Raw genomic sequence first — 19343 nt, 5'->3', positions numbered from 1 at the left:
TCCCCCGGGGGCCGCCCGACAGTCCTTGTCGTTCCGGGGCCGTCAGGTCTGTCAAGGGTGGCCCAACGGGCCATCGCCCTCCGGGCGACGCGACGTAGGAGCGCCCTTGACAGGGCTGACGGACCCGGAACGACACTGGGACTGACGGGCAGCCCCCGGGCACCCCTGCGATTCCGTCCAGGCAACGCCCCGGCACACCCACACCCCCACCCGCCGACCGGTTGGCCTCCGGCGGGGTTTGGTTGCTGCCCCGGCCCCGCCCGGCCCCGCCCGGCTCGTTCGGGTGGGGTTCGGCTGTCGTGTCGGCGGTTTTGCGTTTACGTGCTTGTTGGGCGGGGGCTGGGGTGGGGCCAGGCCATCAGGTTGTTCAGGAGGTCGGCCTGTTCCAGGGCGTCGTCCAGGGCGTGGTGGGTGTGGTGGCGGCGGGAGAGCAGGTCGCGGGGCATGGTGCCCTTGTTGACCGCGCGGAGCGGGAGTCCGGCCTTGGTGGCGTAGAGGGTCTTCATGTCCAGGCAGCCGGAGTGGCCGAACGGGCTGTCGCCCGTGAAGCGGACCAGGTACCAGTAGAGGAAGGTCCAGTCGTACGAGGCCGGGTAGCCGCACATCACCGGCTGGCCGGCGCCGTCCGAGACCTGCCGGACCCAGGCGGTGAACTCCCGCATGGCGGTTTCCGGTTCGGTGCCCTCGGTGCGCAGCCGGTTGCGGTCCAGGCCGCTGACGGCGAGCGCTTCGGGGACGAAGTCATCGCTGATCGGCCGGAGTTCGCGGTAGAAGGTGTGCTCCTCCGGGTCCGCCGGGGTGTAGCCGTCGGCGTCCTGGCGGCCGGCGACCGCCGCGCCGATGCTGATCATCGAGTAGGGGCCGGGGATGGGGCCGTCTGCTTCGATGTCGACGGAGATGTAGAGGCTCGGTTTGATCCTGCGGGCTGCCATGCCGGTGAGCATGTCAGCCCGCAGGGGCGTGACCCAGCGAATTTTGCCGGGTGCCGGGTGCCGGGTGCCGGGTGCCGGTGCCGGTCAGCGGGAGACGTGGACCGTACGGCCGCAGTCGGTCTTGGTGCCGCCCTCCTTGCAGATCACGAGGTAATTCGTGGTGGTGGGCATGAAGAAGGTGACCTTGAACGACACGGGCTGCCCGCCCTCGCCGCACTGGGTGGCAACCTTGCGGGACGGGCCCGGGGCCAGGTCCGTGATCGTGATCGCCCGCAGGGAGTAGCAGTCGGGGCCGGTGCTGCGGAACTCGCCCTGCAGCGACACCGTTTGGCTGAAGGAGCCGCCGGTGTTCGGCTCCGTCCAGCGGGTGCCGTCGGCGACCGCCGGACCGTGGGAGACGGACCAGGTGGCGGGCGCGGCCGGGGCGGCCGCGGCGGGAGCGGCCGTGGCCGGGGCTCCGGCCAGCAGGACGGCGCCCGCCGCAGCGGCGGTCAGGGTCAGGGCCTTGGTCGAGGTGCGCTTGTTCATGGGGTCGTCCGTTCGGGGGTCGTCGGTTCGGGGGTCGTCGGTTCGGGAGTCGTCGGTTCGGGACCGGCCGGGGCGGCCGTGAAGAACGTGGTGTCCGGTGGGACGCCGGTGTGTTCGGTGCCGTCGTCGTGCCGGTAGGTCCAGGTGAAGGGGATGCCCCGGGCGGTGGCCGGGTCGGGGCCGTCCATCAGCTGGAAGTGCAGGTGCGGTTCCGAGGAGTTGCCCGAGTTTCCGCAGTCGGCGAGATGTTGTCCGGTGCGTACGCGATCGCCGACGGAGACGCGGAGGGAGCCCCGGCGGAGGTGGGCGAAGCCGGCCACCACGCCGTCGCCCAGGTCCAGCAGGATGTGGTTGCCCCACACGTGGCAGGGCCAGCCCAGGCCGCGGACGAAGCCCTCCGGGTACATGAACGCGAACGCCGGCAGGGACCAGCGGGAGAGGTGGTCCCGCATCCGGCCGGCCGTGGCCACCACGACGCCGTCCGCGGGGGCCAGGACCGGACGGCCGAAGGTGGGGTGCCGCTGCGGGCGCCGGCCGGGCGGCCAGAGGTTCCGGAAGGGGGGTTCCGGACCGTCGGCGGCGTACTTGAGGTCGATGGCGTAGGTCTGGGCGTGGCTGTGGGTGTGGCTGGGCACCTTGGTCGCCGGTCCGTTGAGGGCCACCCAGCGGCCCTCCACCGGGACCCGCAGGGCCACCGGCGGGCGCTCCCCGCGCGGGCGCTGCCGGCGGGTGAGGGACCAGCGCATCGCCCCGCCCACGGCCAGCAGGACCACGCCGACGGTCCACAGCCGGCTCACCCCGCCGTTGTTGAGCAGGACGCACAGGGTGCCCGCGCCGAACACCAGGCCGTGCCGCTTCCAGACGATCACGCGACGGGCTCCGGTGACGAGGACGGTGACAGGTCCGGCGCCTCGTGCACGTCGTGCCGGCGGCGGAGCGCGGCCAGGGCCGCCAGGTGGCCGCACATGCCGTGCACCGAGGGCCCAGGGGGTGTGGCCGCCGAGCACAGGTACACCCCGGGCAGCGGGGTGGCGTACGGGTCGAGGCGCGGGGTGGGGCGGGCCAGTGACTGGCGGAGGGTGAGGGCGCCCGCCGCGATGTCCCCGCCGACGTAGTTCGGGTTGTACGCCTCGAAGGCGGCGGCGGACCGGCCGCGCGCGGCGATCACGGTGTCGCCGAAGCCCGGCGCGTACTCCTCGATGCGCCGCCGGACGAGGTCCACCGGGTCGCGGGTGTCGCCGTGGGGGACGTGCGCGTACGCCCAGACCGGCCGCCGGCCGCGGACCTCCCGGGAGGGGTCGGTCACCGCCGGGTCCACCACCAGGACGAACGGGGCGGAGCCCGGGTCCCCGGCGGCCACCGCCCGCTCCTGGCGGGCGATCGCGGCGGCGTCACCGCCCAGGTGGACCGTCCCGGCCCGCCCGGAGTGCGGGTCGGCCCACGGGATCGGACCGTCGACCAGGAAGTCGGCCTTCGCGGCCCCCGGCCCGTACCGGTAGCGCCCGAGTGCCCGCCGGTAGCGGGGCGGCAGCCGGTCCCCGGCCAGGGACAGGAACTCCTTCGGCCCGACGTCCAGCAGGACCAGCGGTACGCCGTCCAGCTCGGCCAGGTCCTTGACCCGGTGGCCGGTGCGGAACTCGCCGCCGTGTGCGGTGATGTCCTCGGTCAGGGCCGCCGCGATCCGGTCGCTGCCGCCCTCGGGCAGCGGCCAGCCCGTGCTGTGCGCGGTGTGCCCCAGGAGCATCGCCACCGCGGCCGCGGGCGGTGAGGGCAGCGGCCCGACCGCGTGCGCGGCCACCCCGGTGAGCAGCGCCCGCGCCTCGGGGGTGCGCAGCGGGCTGCGCGGCAGCGAGTGCGCCAGCACTCGGGTGGCCAGTCGCAGGGCCGCGACCGGATCGGACGGGAGGGTGCGCAGGTCGGACAGCAGCAGCTCGACCACGGCCTCGGACCGCTGCACCAGCGGTCCCATCAGCCGGGCCCAGCGGGGCCCGTCGGCGCCGAGCCCCTCCGCGGTCCGGGCGAGGCTGCGCCAGGCGGCCGCCGCCCGGCCGCCGCCCAGCGGATGCGCGTACGGCATGTCCGGCTGGAGCAGCGGCACTCCCCGGCCGGGCAGGTCGAAGGCCCGGAAGAAGGGGGAGGCGGCGGCCATGGGGTGTACGGCGGAGCAGATGTCGTGCCGGACCTCGCTGTCGAACAGTGCTTCGGTGCGCAGTCCGCCGCCGATGGTGGCTGCCTGCTCGTAGAGGACCACGCGCAGCCCGGCCCGGGCCAGGGTGACGGCCGCGGCCAGGCCGTTGGGTCCGGTCCCGACGATGGCGGCGTCGGGCGGGCCGCTCACGAGGCGGCTCCGGCGGCCGGGGCCAGCTGGCGTCCGGCCAGCCGGCGGTAGGTGGCGTCCCGGTCCATCAGCTCGGCGTGCGAGCCGTGCGCGCGGAGCCTGCCGTCCTCGATGACGAGGATCCGGTCGGCGTCGATGGTGGTGGTGAGCCGGTGCGCGATGGTGAGCACCTGGCAGCGGGTGCCGATGTCGGCGATGGCCCGGCGCAGTGCCTCCTCTGAGTCGGAGTCGAGGTGCGAGGTGGCTTCGTCGAGCAGCAGGACGTCGGGCCGGGTCAGCAGGGCGCGGGCGATGGCCAGGCGCTGGCGCTGGCCGCCGGAGAGGCCGGTGCCGGCCTCGCCGAGCCCGGTGTCCAGGCCGGCGGGCAGTCGGGCCACGACCTCGGTGAGGTGGGCGGCGGAGAGGGCCTCGGCGATCTCCGCGTCGGTGGCGTCCGGCTGTGCGTAGGTGAGGTTCTCCCGGACGGTGCCGCGCATCAGCGGGGCCTCCTGTTCGACCAGGCCGATCCGGGACCGGAGTTCGTGCAGGGGCATGTCGGCGGTGTCGGTCCCGGCCAGGCGGATGCTGCCGCGGTCGGGGGTGTGGAAGCGCTCGATGAGCTGGAACAGGGTGGTCTTGCCGGCACCGGAGGGGCCGACGACGGCGGTCACCCCGGTGTGCGGCAGCGCGAAGGAGATGCCGTCGAGGGTGGGTCCCGTGGCGCCGGCGTGGGCGAACACCACGTCCTCGAACTCGACGGCGGGCGTCCCGGCCGTGCCGCCGGCCCCCTTCTCCTTCCCCTTCCCCTTCCGGTCCGCGTCCGCGTCCGCGTACCCGTCCTCGGTCTCGATCTCCGCGAGTTCCCTGACACGGTCGATCGCCGCCCGCCCCTGCTGGAGCTCGCCCAGCGACAGGAACAGCATCACCAGCGGGCTCACCAGGTAGAAGAGGTACATGATGAACGCCGTCAGGTCCTCGATCGGCAGCGCACCGGTCGCCGTCCGGGCCATGCCCCAGGCGATCACCGCGGCCAGCGACACCTGGGTGCCGACGTTCATCGACGGCATCAGCAGCGCGGACAGCCGGGTCACCCGGATCCCGCTGACCCGGGCGGCGTCGGCGAGTTCGCCGATCCGCTCGGCCTCGCGCTGCTCGGCCCGGGACGCCTTCACCGTGGTGAGCGCGCCCAGCACCCGCAGCAGCCCGGACCCGAAGTCGCTGGTGTCCGTACGGTTGACCACCGCCGCCGTGCGTACGGCCCGGGCCAGGCCCAGCGCGACCGCCGAGGACGCGCCCAGGCAGCCGGCCGTCACCAGCAGCAGCCGCCAGTCGATCCAGGCCATGACGGCGATGCAGCCGATGGTGCTCAGTGCGGAGGTGATGAGCTGCGAGACGGAGGAGGACAGGGCCACCCGGGCCAGCGAGGTGTCCGCGACGGTTCGGGTGAACACGTCGCCGTGTTCCAGCTGGTTGAAGGCCCTGATCCGGGAGTGCAGCAGACGGCCCGTCAGGGTGGTCCGCATGTCCAGGACTATGTTCTCGCCGGCCCGCCCGATCAGGTAGAAGTGCGTGGCCGCCAGCACCGCGTCGAGCACGAACAGCCCGGCGATCATCAGGATCGGCCAGGTCAGGGAGTGGTCCAGGGCGACGGCCTCGATGAGGTCGCCGATCAGCAGCGGCTGCACCAGGGTGGCGGCGGTGCCGCCGAGGCCCAGCAGGACCCCGGCGCCCAGCAGCAGGCGGTGCCGGCGGACGAGTGCGCCGACGTTCACGGGCGTGCCTTGCCCGCCGCGATGGCCGCGACCACGGCCACGCCCGCGCCGAAGAGGACGCCCTTGGTCCAGGACTGGCTCGTGAACTCGCCGTCCTCGCGGAACATCACCGCCATCACGGGTACGGCCACGGCGAACGAGAAGAGGAACCAGAGGGTGCGCGTCGTGTTCATCACTGACCCTTCTCCGGGAGGACGTACGTGGTGAGGAAGAGCGGGTACTGCTCCGAGTACGGCGACAGGTCCCAGGCGGCGTACCGGCCCTCCGGGACCAGGCCGGCGGCCCGGGCGTACGCGTCGGCTTCGTCGGGGGTGGTCAGGCGGGACAGCTCGCTGCCGACGCGGGTGGTGCCGTCGGCCTCGTACCAGACGTGCGAGCACTGCCACAGTTCGGAACCGGGCGGCAGGGTGGAGTGGGTCTGCAGGCCGGTGCCCGGCTCGGGGTAGGGCGTGAACAGGGTCATCCGCGACTGTCCCTCGTGCATCGCCTCGACCGCCGGCCGGTTGCCGGTCTCGATCACCAGCCGGCCGCCGGGGGCCAGCAGGGCGGCGGCCCGGTGGACCATCGCCTGCTGGTCCTCCGGGGTGAGCAGCATGGAGAGGATCCCGCACACGGCGTACACCAGCCCGTACCGCCGTTCGTCGGCGTAGGTGCGGACGTCGCCGAGGACACCGGTGACCTGCTCCGCCCCGGGGTCCGCGGCCAGCAGGGCCAGCATCTCGGGGGAGGAGTCGACACCTCTGACCGGGCCGGACCGCCGGGAAAGGGGGACGGCGATCCGGCCCGTCCCGACACCGAGTTCGAGGGTGCCCGAACCGGGGTCGGGGTGCAGCGAGGCGAGGACGGTGGCGACCGCCTCGGCGCTCGCGTCCTTGGGGAAGATGCGGTCGTACCAGGACGAGAACTGCGTTCCGTATCCGATGTCCCGGACGGTGGTGTCCTCGACCGCGGTGTCCTCGACCGTGACGTCTTCGACCGTGGTGTCTTCGACCGTGGTGTCGGTGGTGCCGGCCATGTGCGGGGCCTCTTCCTTGCCGTGGGGGATCAGGCGGTGACGAGGTGGCCGCCGACCGGCGGCCGCTTCATCGGGGTGTACGGGGAGACGAACAGCGGCTCCGGCTCCTCGGCGGTGTCGTGCCCGGCCGCCCGTACGACCGCGAACTGGAAGCCGCGTACGGCGTCCGCGCCATGCCGCTCCCGGATGGTCCTGCGGATGAACTCGACCAGGACCTCGTAGGAGGAGTTGGTCTGGGCCGCGGCGGCCCCGCCCTTCGCGGCCAGCTGGAGGATGGCGGTGCAGAGGTCGAACACCGCCTTCTCCGGCCGCCGGGTGGCGAACCAGAACGCCTGGTGCAGCCGGCGGGGTTCGATCATCTCGATCTCCTGCCACTCGCTGGTGGCGCCGCCCGGTTCCAGCGTCCGGTACACGTAGTGGAAGTCGTGCACCGCCGGATTGGGGGCGAAGAACTTCCAGTTGGGGATCAGGGAGTAGATGTCCTTGCTTCGGGAGCGGTCGAAGGCCGGGTGCGGGTGCTGCGCGGCCACGGTGGCCAGCAGCATCCCTGCGCCCAGCACCCGCGCCCAGGCGCCCTCGCCGGTGAACGCCGACTTAAGGATTCCGACGGCTTCCTTCACCGATCCGTTCCTTCCAGGTCCGTTGCCACGTCCGTTGCCGGTTCCTTCGCCGGGTTCGTCGCCGGGTCGGTCTTCCGGTCGTCCCCGGCGGGCGCCCCGGTGCGGGGCACGCTGCCGAGGAACTCGGTGATCAGGTCGGCCGCCCGGTGCGCGTGCGGTGCGTTGGTCAGCAGCGAGTCGTGGTCCGATCCCTCCACGACCTTGATCCCACCGTGTTCGCCGTGGCCCTGGTGGGCGCGGGACAGCTCGTTGTAGAGCAGCAGCTGCTCCGGGTCCTGGTCCACGGTCTGCTGGGCGGCGATGATCAGGCCGGGGGCGGCGATCGGGTCGATGTGTCCGTCGAAGACGCGGAACTCCTTCTCCACCGCCTCCCATTCGCGCTTGCCCGCGGTCCACAGCCGGGCGTCGGTGTACTGGGCGAACACCCGGTCGCGGTACCCCTTGGGCAGCCGGTCCAGCCAGTCGGGCCGGCTCATCAGGACACCGGTGCCCAGCCGCAGGTAGAGCGAGGCGTGGCTGATGGTCTGGCGCAGGTCCTTGGCGCCGTTGCTCTGCCGTTCCGAGCGCTGGAGTTCGGCGGGGTGGGCCGGGTCGAGGTAGACGAGCCCCGCCACCCGGTCGCCGAGCCGGGCCGAGGCCCGCCGGATCAGTTCGCCGCCCAGGGAGTGTCCGACGAGCACCACCTTGCGGTGGGCCGGGACCACGCCCCGCACCAGGTCCTCCAGGTCGTCCACGGACTCGGTGAGGTCGTACGGGGCACCGGTGCGCCGGCGACTGCCGGCGTAGCCGGCCCGGGCGTAGGACACCACCGCGTGCTGGGTCTCGTTGACGAAGCGCTCGGTGATCCAGGAGAAGTGCTCGGAGGTGGAGGCCAGTCCGGCGCTGAAGACCAGCACCGGTTCGTCGGAGAGCTCCACCCCGCCCGACTCGTACATCAGCTCGTTGCCGTGCCGGGTGACGAACTTGCGCGAGGTCGGCCAGCCTTCGAGCACGGTGCCGCGGCGCTGTACGGCGACGGCCGCGCCGAGCGCGACCCCGGCGGCGAGCAGGACGGCGGCGGCGCGCACGGCCCGGTCGTCCCGTCCGGCGACGGCCGGGTGCGAGGCGGGGGCGGTGGTGTAGGCGACCATCGGGTGCATCGAGGGGAAGGCCGTCATGAAGCGGCCGAGGCCCATCACGAAGCCGTTGGTGACGTGGAAGCCGACGGCCGAGGCGAGGAAGGGCCGGGTGAGGCGTCCGCCGGCCAGGTAGACCAGCGGGAAGAGGCACTCCATGGCCAGTACGCCGTGCTGGATGTACTTGGAGGACCGGGGGTGGCGCTGGGTCAGCCGGTAGACGGACTCGGAGCCGTAGGTGCGGGTGCGCATCACGCCGGGCAGGGCGGAGGCGTCGCGCCACCGCTCGCCGACCAGCTTGACCCAGCCGGAGGCCGCGTAGGAGAGGTTGGCCTGGAGGGCGACGTACCAGAGGAAGGCGTCCTTGGTGCGGTCGCTGGTGGAGAGGCGGGCCAGGCCGGTGGCGCCCTGCACCAGGGTGGCGACCTGGTCGGAGCCGTCGGTGCCGTAGCGGTGGCGGGCGGAGAGCAGGCAGGTGGTGCCGCCGAGGAACAGGCTGCCCGCCCCGCGCCACCGGCCGTTGCCGGGCATCAGCAGGCCGACGCTCACCGCCGCGCGGGCCGCGTGCAGGCCGAGGGTGACGTGCTTGTGGGCCACGGCGTTGCTCAGCCGGCGGACGACGAAGTTCGCCGACTCGGGGGACTTCTTCATGATGGCCCAGTCGTTCAGGCCGCCCGGGTCGAGCTGTTTGCGCTGGTGGAGGTATTCCAGGGAAGAGGAAAGGGTGGTGAGGGCGGAAAGCCGTTCGGAAATCCCCAGGGCCCGGTCCCGGGAAACGGGGACGGGCGAGAACACCGCCGAGGCGAGTTTCCTTAAGTACCGCAAGAACGTGCCTGCCTCTCGGCTCGTCAGTGATTCGGCTAGCGGTTCGGCTAGCATGGGCCGGCTGTCGGGCCGCGATTGGCGCGCGGCCCGACAACCTCAATAAAGGCCCGCCGTACGGAGCGTGCTCCGCGGCGGGATCAGCCCTCGGACTGGCCCTTGGACTGGCCCTTGGATCAGCCCTTGCCCGCGGCGCGGCCGGCCTCGTAGGCGGCGATCACGGCGGAACCGGCGGCGAGACCGCCGGCGGCGTACGGGCAGACCACGAGGACGGCCGGGGTGAAGGCCACCGGCATCATCCGGCTGGTGCGCTCGCCGGTGTCCTCGGAGAGGGGCGCGCCGGCGATCACGCGGACGCTTTCGGTGATTCGGTTCATTTCCTGGATCTCCCTGTGCCGGAGTACGGAATGGGCGGGGTCAGTTCACGACGCGGCCGGCGACGTAGGCGCCGACCGGGATGGTGAACGCGACGACCGCCGCCGTGATCTTGACGGAGGCGGGCACCGCGACGACCGCCGCCGGGGTGGCCATGACGGGGGTGCCGTCACGGTGGACCACGGAATCGGTGATGGGGCCCAGCTCCTGCTGGTTCATGAAGGCCGCGATCTTGGCCATGGGGCATTTCCTTTCGGTTGGTCGTGCCGAAACGAAGCGTCGGTACCTCAAGCGTCGGTACCTCAATGGATCATCGACTGGTGTTGAACACAGACTGGCTGAATCGCACACCAGTTGACGGCGTGATGCTAGGCCGAAATCGAGCGGTGCGTCAACTGATGTGGATGACGGAAAGCCACTACGTGTCACACCAGTGTGGTGATAGGGTGCGCCCGAGGATGGAGGCGCACCATGGCCGAACAGCAGGAAGAGCCGCCGAGATCGCTGGCGGACAAGCTGAACCACCTGTTCGCCCACGTGGTCCCGGCCGGGCGGGGGCCCTATAGCGTCGAGGACGTGGCGCGGGCCATCACGGCCGACGGCATCCCCATTTCCGGCAGCTACATCTGGCTGCTGCGCAAGGGACAGCGCGACAACCCGACCCTGCGTCACCTCGAGGGCCTGGCCAAGTTCTTCGGCGTCCCCGCCGCGTACTTCTTCGACGACGAGGTGACCGAGAGCATCGGCGCCGAACTCGCCCTGCTCATGGCGCTGCGGGACGCCCAGGTCCGGCGCGTCGCCCTGCGCACCGCCGGGCTCTCCGAGAAGAGTCTCCGCTCCATCAACGACGTGATCGAACGGGTCCGTGAACTGGAGGGCCTCCCGGAGGCCCCGCTGGACGACCCCGCACCCTGAACGGCCCCTGACCTGCGTCCGTTCTCCGGGGCGCGCTGTCCGGAATGCAGAAACTGGCGTGAATTCGCCTGGACTCGGCTGGATCGTTGTGTTGGGATCCGTATGTTGAGCTCATCGGGGGAGTCCTACGTGAACCATGCCCAGTCGCCGGCCACGGCCGTCGGCCGGTGACCGTCGTGCGCCGGATCGTTCGGGCCCGCGGTTCCGTACGGACCCCTCTGGAACGGCGGTGCGAGGAGCGGTTCCGTGAACTCGCCCTGCCCGTGCGCCGGAAGATGACGATCGAGGAAGTCTGCGAACACGTCGGCGCCCGGCGCGGACGCCCGCTGCTGGTGCTTCCGATGGCCCTCCCCACCGGCAGCCCGCACGGCCTGTGGGTGGCGACGGACCGCAACGACTACGTCTTCCTGGAGGAGCGGCTCGCCCCGATCCACCAGCACCAGGTCGTGCTGCACGAGATCGGCCACCTCGTGTGCGACCACGACACCTCGCCGGTGCTGGCCGCAGAGGTGTCCCGGCTGCTGCTGCCGTCCCTCGACCCCGGGCTGGTACGCCGCGTCCTGGGGCGCGGACACACCGACTCCGAGGCCGAGGTCGAGGCGGAGATGGTGGGCTCGCTGATCGGCCGCCGGCTCAGCTGCTGGACGGTCCGCCGCGACCGCCCCGTACCGCCCGAGGCGCACGAACTCGTCGCGCGCCTCGCCCTCCTGGAACCGCCGGGGCGCCCCGGCGCCGAGGACTGAGCGGGACCCTGCGAGACCCGACGGGACTTGACGGGATCCGACGAGACCTGGCGGGACCCGGCGAGACCTGGCGGGCCCGGCGAGACCCGGCGGGACCCGACGGAACCCGATGAGAGCAAGGAGCGGACATCAACGGCGTCCTCTATCCCCTGTGTGCCGCCCTCGCCCTCGTGGCCCTGCTCTACAAGGCGCGGGTGCTGCGCACGGACCGCTCCCCGGCCCAGGTCGCCCTGATCGGCAGTTTCTTCTTCCTGGTCGTGATCTTCACCGTCTCCACCCCGTCCGTCTGGGTGGCGGTCAGCCGGGCCGTCGGCATCGAGAACTTCTCCGGCCTGCTCTCCCAGAGCTCGGTGATCGCGCTGACCGTCTGCCAGCAACTGGTGTTGCTCGGACTCACCCGGTCGCCCGCGGCCGCGCGCCGTGCGGCCGTGCCCCGCATCGTGCTGCTGGGCGTGGTGCTGGTGGCCATGGTGGTGCTCTTCTTCGAAGCGACCGCGCACGGGGAGTCCCCGGACGACTTCGCCGTCGTACGCGCCCACTACACACCGGCCTACCTGGCCGTCTACCTGGCGGCGTTCACCCTCACCCAGATCGGTGTCGGCGTCATGGGCTGGCGGTACTCCCGGATCGCCCCGTCGCCCTGGCTGCGCCGCGGGCTCCGGCTGGTCGCCCTCTCGCTGCCGTTCTCGCTCTGCTACTCGGTGAGCCGGGCCGCCGGCATCGTCGCCGCCCAGTTCGGCGGCACCGGCCATGCATGGGAACCGGCCGCGCAGATCGGGGTGGCCATGGCCGTGTGCACCCAGACGGTCGGCTGGATCCTGCCGGACTGGGGTCCGCACCTCACCGCCGCGGCCGACCGGATCCGGTACCGGCGGGCGCACCGGGTCCTGATGCCGCTGCACCGCACCCTGACCGCGCAGGTGCCCGGTCCGGTGATCCCGATGGGACGCCGTGCGGACCTGCGGACCCGGCTCTACCGCACCCTGATCGAGATCCGCGACGCCCAGTGGGAGCTGCGCACCTGGATGGACGAGGACGTCGCCGGGGCGGCCCGGCGGGAGGCCGGCCGGGCCGGTCTCACCGGGGAGCAGACGGCCGCCGTGGTGGAGGCCGCCCAGCTCCGTGCCGCCCTCGCGGCCAAGGCCCGCGACGAGCCGCCCGCCCGCCCGGCCGCCACTCCGCTGGCCACCTGTCCGCCCGAGCTGGCGGCCGAACTGCTCCACCAGCAGCGCGTGGCCCGGGCGCTGGGCTCGCCGCTGGTCGACCGGGCCGTGTCCGGCCGCGCGCGCTGACCCCGGCGGGCCGCCTTGAGTCCACCGGCGGCGGCCCGCCGTACGTCCGCGGCCTACGGCGCCGCGGTCAGGTACATTCCGGTGTGGTCCTGGCCCGCGGTGTTCCTGCAGGACGACGCGGACCCGGCCGGCTGCGCCACCGCCAGGGCCAGACAGCGGCCCAGGGCCAGCTGGCCGTAGTAGTTGGGGTGCATGGACTCCTGGACCGGCCCCTGCGTCTCGTTGTTGTCGATCCAGCGCGCCCATTCGCCGGTGGTGGCGGAAGCGGGAACGGTGGAGCTCACCAGCTTGCTCGACTTGGCGCACACCTCACGCCCCTGGAGCATGTCCCGCAGGTCCAGGAACTGCACCCCCTTGGCCGTCGCCACCGCCTTCAGCCGGTTCGCCATCTGCGGCACGAGGGAGTCCCGCGCCCAGTCCGAGTCCCGGTTCCAGAACGGACAGCCGCCGGTGTTGTAGCGGCTCCAGTCGCTCTGGGTGTAGCGGTTCTCCGCGCCGCGCGGGATCGGGGACGGGTAGGACTGCAGCACGATCCGGTAGGCGGAGTCGGCGTAACCGGCGGCCCGCATCACCGCCCGGATCTCGTCCACGGACTTGCCGACCTTGGCCATCGCCCCGTCGATCTTCTGGTCGACGGCGTACTGCTGGTCGTCGTAACAGTACGAGCCCCAGAGCACGAAGTCGTAGGCGCAGTTCTCGATGATGTCCGCGAAGCCCAGGTCATTGCCGCCGATGGACAGCGTGATCACGCGGACGTCGTGGCTCGCCGCCACCGCGGCCAGCTGGTCGGCCTGCGGGGCCTCGCCCTTGAGGGCCACCCCGCCGGCGGCGGACCGGAAGACGTTGTCGGTCACGGCACCCGAGCAGGCCAGGTTCACCGCCACGTCGGCGATCGGCCCGGCGCTGCGCACCTCGGCCGAGTCCGAGCGGTGGCACCCGTTCGCGGCCGTGGTGCCGTATACCTTCGCCGGGTCGTACGAGGACCCGGTGGTCCAGGCGCGGTCGGTGCCGTTGCGGTTCCCGCTGTTGGTGAGGCTGTTGCCCTTCCAGCGGCCGGCCTCGCCGGAGATGTAGCTGTCGCCCATGGCCACGACGGCGGTGGGACCCTGGCCGGGGCCGGCCACCGCGGTCCCTGCGCCCGCGGTCAGCAGGCCGGTCAGGGCCAGGGGGAGGGCCAGTGCCGCGCCGGCCAGTCGTCGCCCGCGACGGGCTGCCGGCCGGTCCTTGCTCGCATTGCGGAATCCGGTCACTTCGGAACTCCTGCGTCCGGCCACGCCGAAGACAGCAACAACTCCGGTGCGTGGCTTGGTGAGTGGGGGATACCTCCGGCCGGTGGCAACCGGAATGTGGCACGCGGCGAGTTGTTACCGCTAGGTAGCGTCAGGTTACGAGTGAGTAACGACCGACCGGTCGTTCGGGATCGGCGGCCGGTGCCCCGCAACGGGCGCCCCGCGGCGGCTCATTCCCGGGCGCCGTCGAGCCGGTCCTCGGCCTCGGCCAGTACGAGGTCCTCCAGGGCGGTCCACCATGCGAGGAACGCCTCCTCGGCCTCCGCCCAGGCGACGCGGGAGCGCGAGGGCACGCGGTCGAGGACCCGGCCGACCAGGTGGCCGACCACCGCGGTCAGGACGACCAGGACCTCCGGCCCGATCAGGGCGACGAACACGCGCCATCCGCCGACCTCGTCGGGCGGGGGCGGACCGAAGTGGTGGTCGAGCACCGCGCGGATCGCGAAGGAACCGAACAGCAGGCTCGCGATCAGGTACCCCAACCCGGCCGCCACCGTCAGGGCGCAGCCCGCGTCGCTCCTCCGGCGGCGCAGCAGCCGGACCGGGGTGTAGAGGAGCAGGAGCGTCCAGCCGGCGATCCCCGCCACGTCGAGCGGTCCGGGCGGTTCCCCGGTCCGGAAGGCCAGTTGCCAGAGCGGGCCGGTGCCCAGGAGCAGCCACACCAGGACGAGGGGTACGGCGACCCGGTGGCCGCGGTCCGCGTCCTCGGCGTCCCGGGCGTCCCGCAGCACGCCCAGGTAGGCGTCCTCAAAGCCCGCCACCTCGTCCAGCAGGGCGATCCGCCGGGCCGTCAGGGCCGCACGCAGGTCGTCCTCCCCGGTGCCGGTGCCGGTGCCGGTGCCGGTGCCGGTGGTGCCGGGGCGGGCGGCGGCGAGGCGGCCGCGGACGCTCCGGCGGGCCAGCACGTCGTCGAGCACGTCCTCGAACACCGCTGCGGGTTCGTCGCCGCCACCCGCCCAGGGGCCGTCGTCGGCGGTCGGCCGGGGAGGCTCGGGCGGACCGCCGGCGAAGACCACTTCGACGGCGGAGCGGATCGTGGGGTGGGCGAAGGAGTAGGTGCCGCCCGCGTTCACCAGCAGACCGTGTTCGGCCGCGGTGGTCAGGAACTCCCGCAGCCGCCAGGGCACGCGGTGGGCCAGCAGGACCACGCGGTCCATCAGGTGCCGCAGCAGCGCGAAGCCGCCGGCGACGCTGAACACGAAGAGGCCGGCCATCACCGCGTTGCCCGCCCCGGCGGGCGCCGGAGTCCCGTGCGGGCCGGCCAGGTCCCCGCACCGGGACGCCGCTGCCGCGAGGCCGGGACCCAGCACCGCCCCGGCCGCCGAGGCGCGCAGCAGGACCTTCGGCAGACCGCGCCGCGGCTCGTCCGCGACGCTCCGGACCCGCAGGCCGACCAGCCCCGCACCGAGCCCGGTGGCCAGCAGTGCGCCGGCCATGACGAGTCCGATGGCCGCGGCCCGGCCGAACGGGACCCCGGCCATGTCCGCGTACACCGTGGTCACCCCCCACGCGGTGGCCGCCACGGACAGCGGGGTGCGCCACCGCCCGGCCAGCGCATGGGTCCAGCGCCCCACCCAGCGCAGGGCCGGCGCCTCCAGCAGCCCGCCGTACACCTGGACGTACCACAGCATGAGCAGGGACCAGCCGAAGAACAGCAGGACGCCCGGAGCCAGCGGGAGGCCCCGGCGGGTGACCACGAGCCCGCCGACGGTGAGGAGCATCGCCAGCTCCTGGAGCTCCCGCGGCGCGTGGTGGCGGATCCCCTGGCGGCGGGCCGCGGCCGGGTCCGAATCGGCCAGCAGCGTCACCGTGTCGAAGTACTCCTGCCCGGCCGTCCGTACGGCGCGTGCCAGCCCGCGCAGCCCACGGGCCAGCCTCGGCGCCGGCAGGGCCCGTCCGGCGGACCCGGGCGAGGGCCGGAGCGCCGGCGGCGGCCGGTCACGCAGGTCCAGCACGTACTGCCGGAGGGCCGCGTACTGCTCCCGTACCTCCTGCACGGACCGCGCCGTGGGCCTCAGCAGCACCGCGTCATGGATCGCGGGGTCGTCCGACGCCTCGGCGAAGGCGTCGACCTCGGCCCCGGACGGCAGGTCCCACTGCCCGGACACGTCCACCACGGAGAGCACCGAGAGCATCAGGGGGGTGCGGCACCACTCCCGTACGCCGGGGTTGTCCCGCAGCACTTCACCCAGGTGCCTGCCGTGTTCACCGAGCCGGAGCACCGTCTCGTCGATCAGGGCGGGGGAGAGGGGGAGGATCCGGACCGTGCCGGTGAGCGCCGGACCCAGCCCGATCGCGTCCGCCCGGGCCTCCCGGCACGTCAGCAGCAGGGGAAGGCTCATGGGGTGGTGGTGGATCGCCGCCACCCAGCCCCGCAGGTGCTCTTCCGCGACGGAGTCCAGGCCCTCCAGGCACGGGACGACCAGGCCGAGCTTCAACAGGTCGGAGGCGTCGGCGAGGTCGCCGTTGTACGACCCGGCCACCTGCGGCGTCAGCCAGTCCAGCAGGTTCTTCGGCGGGTGCCGCCGGGCCGGCAGGACGACCGGGACCGGTACGGGTCCGGGCCCGGCGCCGGGCCCGGCGCCGGCGGCCAGGAGGCCGCGCATCACGCGCAGCATCAGGATCGACTTGCCCGCCTCCGGCGCGCCCAGGATCAGCATCCGCCTGCCGCACCGCTCGAACAGGTCGAGCGGCTGGGTGCCGGCGGCGACGGCGGCCACCGGGCCGCCGCCGGTGGACACGGTCATGGGCAGGTCGATGATCCGCGGGAGCCGGGTGAGCGCGTTCCCGATCCTGGGGTCGATCCAGGGCTCGACCGCCGCTGCCATCAGCCGCCGTCCCCTCTCCCGCCACAGGACGGGGACCTCGGGGCGCCCCGAGGGGGCCGCCCGCCGGGTGTTGACGGTGACGTCGCGGGCGCTGCCGAACGCGATGCCGTGGTGTTCGGCGTGGACCGTGAGGTGCGGCCGTACGTCGTCGGCGGGCGGCGGCGGTGCGGGTGTGGGTGGTGCGGGTGCGGGTGCGGGTGTGGGTGCGGGTGTGGGGGGTGCCGGCCGTGCCGGTGGCGGGCTGGGGAGGGACGCCGGTCCGGTCAGCCCCGGTCCGGATCCGGCGTCCGGGGGTGGCTGACGCTCACGTCCCCGTGGACGATCCCGGCCGCTGCCGAGTGGTCGCGGGCGCTGATGCGGACGTCGCCGCCGGCGGTCAGTCCGCCCCGTGCCGCGGGCGGGCCTTCCGGCGGGCGGTACCGGGCCAGCAGGGTGCGCAGCGCCTCCGCGGCGCGGGCCCGTTCGGCGTCGTCCAGGTCCTCCAGCAGGGTTTCCACACGGGTCTGCCACGCGGTCTCGTGCCGGAGGCACACCCGTTCGGTGTCGGTGCCCTCCGCGGAGTCCAGGGCGGTGGCGGTCTCGTCGAGGCGGTCCAGCGCGGCCCGCTCCCGGCCGCCGTCGCCCCGCGCGAACCAGCCGGCCACCGCCTGCCGCATCCCGCTCCACAGGTCCGTTCCCGCGGCCTGGACCACCGCGGCTCCCGCCAGCGTGGCCAGCTCCACCAACTCCGGTTCCAGCACGGCCCGTTCCCCCTTCGACGGGATGGATTTCCGCCACCGCGGATCCGCCACCACGGTAGCGCCGTACCGGTGCGGAGCGGGACGAGGCGGCGGAAGCACGGGCGCGAATCCCTGCGCCGGTCGTGCGCCCCCGGGCAGGCGCGCCCAGGGAAACGCCTCCGCCCCCGGTGCCGTGGGCACCGGGGGCGGAGGCGTTCGATTCGACTGCTGTGCGAGTCAGTCGAAGCGGGTCAGCGGGAGACCAGCTGCTCGTACGCGGGCAGGGTCAGGAAGTCCGCGTAGTCCGCGTCCAGGGAGACCTGGAGGAGCAGGTCGTGGGCCTGCTGCCACTTGCCGGAGGTGAAGGCGTCCTCGCCGACCTCGGCGCGGATGGCGGCCAGTTCCTCGGCGGCGACCTTGCGGGTGAGGTCCGCGGTGGCCGTCTCGCCGTTCTCGAAGACGACGCCCGCGTTGATCCACTGCCAGATCTGGGAGCGGGAGATCTCGGCGGTGGCCGCGTCCTCCATCAGGTTGAAGATGGCCACGGCGCCCAGGCCGCGCAGCCAGGCCTCGATGTAGCGGATGCCGACCTGGACGGCGTTGCGCAGGCCGTCGTAGGTGGGCTTGGCGTCGAGCGAGTCGATCGCGATCAGCTCGCCGGGGGCCACCGAGACGTCCTCGCGGAGCCGGTCCTTCTGGTTCGGCTTCTCGCCGAGGACCGCATCGAAGGAGGCCATCGCGATCGGCACCAGGTCGGGGTGGGCGACCCAGGAGCCGTCGAAGCCGTCGCCGGCCTCGCGGTCCTTGTCGGCCTTGACCTTCTCGAAGGCGACCTTGTTGACCTCGGCGTCCTTGCGGGACGGGATGAAGGCCGCCATGCCGCCGATGGCGTGCGCGCCGCGCTTGTGGCAGGTGCGGACCAGCAGTTCGGTGTACGCCCGCATGAACGGGGCGGTCATCGTCACCGCGTTGCGGTCCGGGAGGACGAACTTCTCGCCGCCGTCACGGAAGTTCTTGACGATGGAGAAGAGGTAGTCCCAGCGGCCCGCGTTCAGGCCGGCGGCGTGGTCGCGCAGCTCGTAGAGGATCTCCTCCATCTCGTACGCGGCCGTGATGGTCTCGATCAGGACGGTCGCGCGGACGGTGCCCTGCGGGATACCGACGTAGTCCTGGGCGAAGACGAAGATGTCGTTCCAGAGGCGGGCCTCCAGGTGCGACTCCGTCTTCGGCAGGTAGAAGTACGGGCCCTTGCCGAGGTCGATCAGGCGCTGCGCGTTGTGGAAGAAGTACAGGCCGAAGTCCACCAGCGAGCCGGAGGCCGGGGCGCCCTCGAACCGGATGTGGCGCTCCTCCAGGTGCCAGCCGCGGGGCCGCATCACGACGGTCGCGAGCTCCTCGGCGGGCTTGAGGGCGTAGGACTTGCCCGTGCGCGCGTCGGTGAAGTCGATCCGGCGCTCGTAGGCGTCGATCAGGTTGACCTGGCCGAGGACCACGTTCTCCCAGGTGGGGGCCGAGGCGTCCTCGAAGTCGGCGAGCCAGACCTTCGCGCCCGAGTTCAGGGCGTTGATGGTCATCTTGCGGTCCGTCGGACCGGTGATCTCCACGCGGCGGTCGTTCAGCGCGGCCGGGGCCGGCGCGACCTTCCAGTCACCCTCGCGGATCTGTGCGGTCTCCGGGAGGAAGTCGAGCGTGGAGGTGCGGGCGATCTCGGCGCGCCGGTCGGCGCGGCGGGCGAGGAGCTCGGCCCGTCGGGGGGCGAACCGCCGGTGGAGCTCGGCCACGAAGGCCAGCGCCGCTTCTGTGAGGACTTCGTCCTGTCGGGGCAGGGGTTCGGCATCGACGATGGCCAGCGATGACGGCGCTGGTGCGGACATATCTGTCACTCCTTGCAGCGGCGGTGCCTGGCGGCCGCGGGGAATGCTCGCGCGCGGACGGCACGGAGTGCCGTCGAGTGTGGAGAGTTCCAAAAACGGTCGCGGGCGCCGTCTGTTTGGTTCAGGGCGCTTCTGACCAGTGGATAGTAATTTCCTCATGGTGGAAGTTCAATGGTTTGTTGATGTC

At 72.8% G+C, this 19343-nt stretch carries 18 protein-coding genes; 3 read left to right on the top strand and 15 right to left on the bottom strand.

The features are described from left to right. Positions 1 to 317 precede the first annotated feature (317 nt). The 11 genes from AB0O36_RS26225 to AB0O36_RS26175 form a co-directional block, all read right to left on the bottom strand. Complete coding sequence (locus tag AB0O36_RS26225) at positions 318 to 932, bottom strand: 3'-5' exoribonuclease (RefSeq protein ID WP_365114643.1); 615 nt, start codon at positions 930 to 932, stop codon at positions 318 to 320. A gap of 84 nt (positions 933 to 1016) precedes the next feature. After that, complete coding sequence (locus AB0O36_RS26220) at positions 1017 to 1460, bottom strand: hypothetical protein (RefSeq protein WP_365114642.1); 444 nt, start codon at positions 1458 to 1460, stop codon at positions 1017 to 1019. Beyond that, the gene (locus tag AB0O36_RS26215; RefSeq protein ID WP_365114641.1) at positions 1457 to 2329 is read right to left on the bottom strand and encodes a M23 family metallopeptidase; all 873 of its coding nucleotides are present in this window, start codon (positions 2327 to 2329) and stop codon (positions 1457 to 1459) included. Before AB0O36_RS26215 ends, AB0O36_RS26220 begins: the two co-directional genes overlap by 4 nt. Further along, a complete protein-coding gene (locus AB0O36_RS26210; protein WP_365114640.1) occupies positions 2326 to 3798 on the bottom strand; it encodes an NAD(P)/FAD-dependent oxidoreductase in 1473 nt (490 codons plus the stop codon). The genes AB0O36_RS26215 and AB0O36_RS26210 overlap by 4 nt, the downstream gene beginning before the upstream one ends. After that, positions 3795 to 5549, bottom strand: a complete 1755-nt coding sequence (locus AB0O36_RS26205) for an ABC transporter ATP-binding protein (RefSeq protein WP_365114639.1) — start codon at positions 5547 to 5549, stop codon at positions 3795 to 3797. Before AB0O36_RS26205 ends, AB0O36_RS26210 begins: the two co-directional genes overlap by 4 nt. Continuing rightward, positions 5546 to 5722 (bottom strand): hypothetical protein, encoded by a 177-nt coding sequence (locus AB0O36_RS26200; protein WP_365114638.1) that lies wholly within the window; start codon positions 5720 to 5722, stop codon positions 5546 to 5548. The genes AB0O36_RS26205 and AB0O36_RS26200 overlap by 4 nt, the downstream gene beginning before the upstream one ends. Continuing rightward, positions 5722 to 6564, bottom strand: a complete 843-nt coding sequence (locus AB0O36_RS26195; RefSeq protein ID WP_365114637.1) for a class I SAM-dependent methyltransferase — start codon at positions 6562 to 6564, stop codon at positions 5722 to 5724. The genes AB0O36_RS26200 and AB0O36_RS26195 overlap by 1 nt, the downstream gene beginning before the upstream one ends. A 29-nt stretch (positions 6565 to 6593) precedes the next feature. Then, entirely contained in the window at positions 6594 to 7184 is a 591-nt protein-coding gene (locus AB0O36_RS26190) for a hypothetical protein (RefSeq protein WP_365114636.1), read from the bottom strand. Then, positions 7181 to 9094: an alpha/beta fold hydrolase gene (locus AB0O36_RS26185; RefSeq protein ID WP_365114635.1), complete on the bottom strand. Its 1914-nt coding sequence runs from the start codon at positions 9092 to 9094 to the stop codon at positions 7181 to 7183. Before AB0O36_RS26185 ends, AB0O36_RS26190 begins: the two co-directional genes overlap by 4 nt. 203 nt (positions 9095 to 9297) lie before the next feature. Beyond that, positions 9298 to 9498 (bottom strand): hypothetical protein, encoded by a 201-nt coding sequence (locus tag AB0O36_RS26180; RefSeq protein ID WP_365114634.1) that lies wholly within the window; start codon positions 9496 to 9498, stop codon positions 9298 to 9300. Positions 9499 to 9538: 40 nt separating this feature from the next. Next, positions 9539 to 9736, bottom strand: coding sequence for a hypothetical protein (locus AB0O36_RS26175; protein ID WP_365114633.1), 198 nt, complete (start codon positions 9734 to 9736; stop codon positions 9539 to 9541). 231 nt (positions 9737 to 9967) lie between these two features. Between AB0O36_RS26175 and AB0O36_RS26170 the strand changes: the two genes are divergently transcribed. The 3 genes from AB0O36_RS26170 (at position 9968) to AB0O36_RS26160 (ending at position 12446) form a co-directional block, all read left to right on the top strand. Continuing rightward, positions 9968 to 10411, top strand: a complete 444-nt coding sequence (locus AB0O36_RS26170) for a helix-turn-helix domain-containing protein (protein ID WP_365114632.1) — start codon at positions 9968 to 9970, stop codon at positions 10409 to 10411. Between the two features lie 176 nt (positions 10412 to 10587). Beyond that, entirely contained in the window at positions 10588 to 11154 is a 567-nt protein-coding gene (locus tag AB0O36_RS26165; RefSeq protein ID WP_365114631.1) for an ImmA/IrrE family metallo-endopeptidase, read from the top strand. 128 nt (positions 11155 to 11282) lie between these two features. Continuing rightward, on the top strand, positions 11283 to 12446 hold the full coding sequence (locus AB0O36_RS26160; protein WP_365114648.1) for an MAB_1171c family putative transporter: 1164 nt from the start codon (positions 11283 to 11285) through the stop codon (positions 12444 to 12446). A 53-nt stretch (positions 12447 to 12499) separates the two neighbouring features. Here AB0O36_RS26160 and AB0O36_RS26155 read toward each other — a convergent pair whose 3' ends face one another. The 4 genes from AB0O36_RS26155 to aceB all read right to left on the bottom strand — a co-directional run bounded on the left by AB0O36_RS26155 (position 12500) and on the right by aceB (position 19156). Beyond that, entirely contained in the window at positions 12500 to 13696 is a 1197-nt protein-coding gene (locus AB0O36_RS26155) for a GDSL-type esterase/lipase family protein (protein ID WP_365114630.1), read from the bottom strand. 209 nt (positions 13697 to 13905) lie between these two features. Further along, positions 13906 to 16563, bottom strand: a complete 2658-nt coding sequence (locus AB0O36_RS26150; RefSeq protein ID WP_365114629.1) for a hypothetical protein — start codon at positions 16561 to 16563, stop codon at positions 13906 to 13908. A 263-nt stretch (positions 16564 to 16826) separates the two neighbouring features. After that, positions 16827 to 17303, bottom strand: coding sequence for a hypothetical protein (locus tag AB0O36_RS26145; protein WP_365114628.1), 477 nt, complete (start codon positions 17301 to 17303; stop codon positions 16827 to 16829). Between the two features lie 230 nt (positions 17304 to 17533). Continuing rightward, entirely contained in the window at positions 17534 to 19156 is a 1623-nt protein-coding gene (gene aceB / locus AB0O36_RS26140) for a malate synthase A (RefSeq protein ID WP_365114626.1), read from the bottom strand. Positions 19157 to 19343 lie beyond the last annotated feature (187 nt).

Origin of the sequence: Streptomyces sp. NPDC089799 (assembly GCF_040684755.1) — a bacterium.
Lineage (GTDB): Bacteria > Actinomycetota > Actinomycetes > Streptomycetales > Streptomycetaceae > Streptomyces.
This window is presented reverse-complemented; position numbering and strand designations above follow the sequence as displayed.

What these genes read in the sequence shown, in the direction of transcription:
- AB0O36_RS26195 (WP_365114637.1), bottom strand. Translation starts at nt 6,564, where the DNA reads ATGGCCGGCACCACCGACACCACGGTCGAAGACACCACGGTCGAAGAC.
- AB0O36_RS26175 (WP_365114633.1), bottom strand. Translation starts at nt 9,736, where the DNA reads ATGGCCAAGATCGCGGCCTTCATGAACCAGCAGGAGCTGGGCCCCATC.
- AB0O36_RS26200 (WP_365114638.1), bottom strand. Translation starts at nt 5,722, where the DNA reads ATGAACACGACGCGCACCCTCTGGTTCCTCTTCTCGTTCGCCGTGGCC.
- AB0O36_RS26225 (WP_365114643.1), bottom strand. Translation starts at nt 932, where the DNA reads ATGGCAGCCCGCAGGATCAAACCGAGCCTCTACATCTCCGTCGACATC.
- AB0O36_RS26170 (WP_365114632.1), top strand. Translation starts at nt 9,968, where the DNA reads ATGGCCGAACAGCAGGAAGAGCCGCCGAGATCGCTGGCGGACAAGCTG.
- aceB (WP_365114626.1), bottom strand. Translation starts at nt 19,156, where the DNA reads ATGTCCGCACCAGCGCCGTCATCGCTGGCCATCGTCGATGCCGAACCC.
- AB0O36_RS26180 (WP_365114634.1), bottom strand. Translation starts at nt 9,498, where the DNA reads ATGAACCGAATCACCGAAAGCGTCCGCGTGATCGCCGGCGCGCCCCTC.
- AB0O36_RS26220 (WP_365114642.1), bottom strand. Translation starts at nt 1,460, where the DNA reads ATGAACAAGCGCACCTCGACCAAGGCCCTGACCCTGACCGCCGCTGCG.
- AB0O36_RS26150 (WP_365114629.1), bottom strand. Translation starts at nt 16,563, where the DNA reads ATGGCAGCGGCGGTCGAGCCCTGGATCGACCCCAGGATCGGGAACGCG.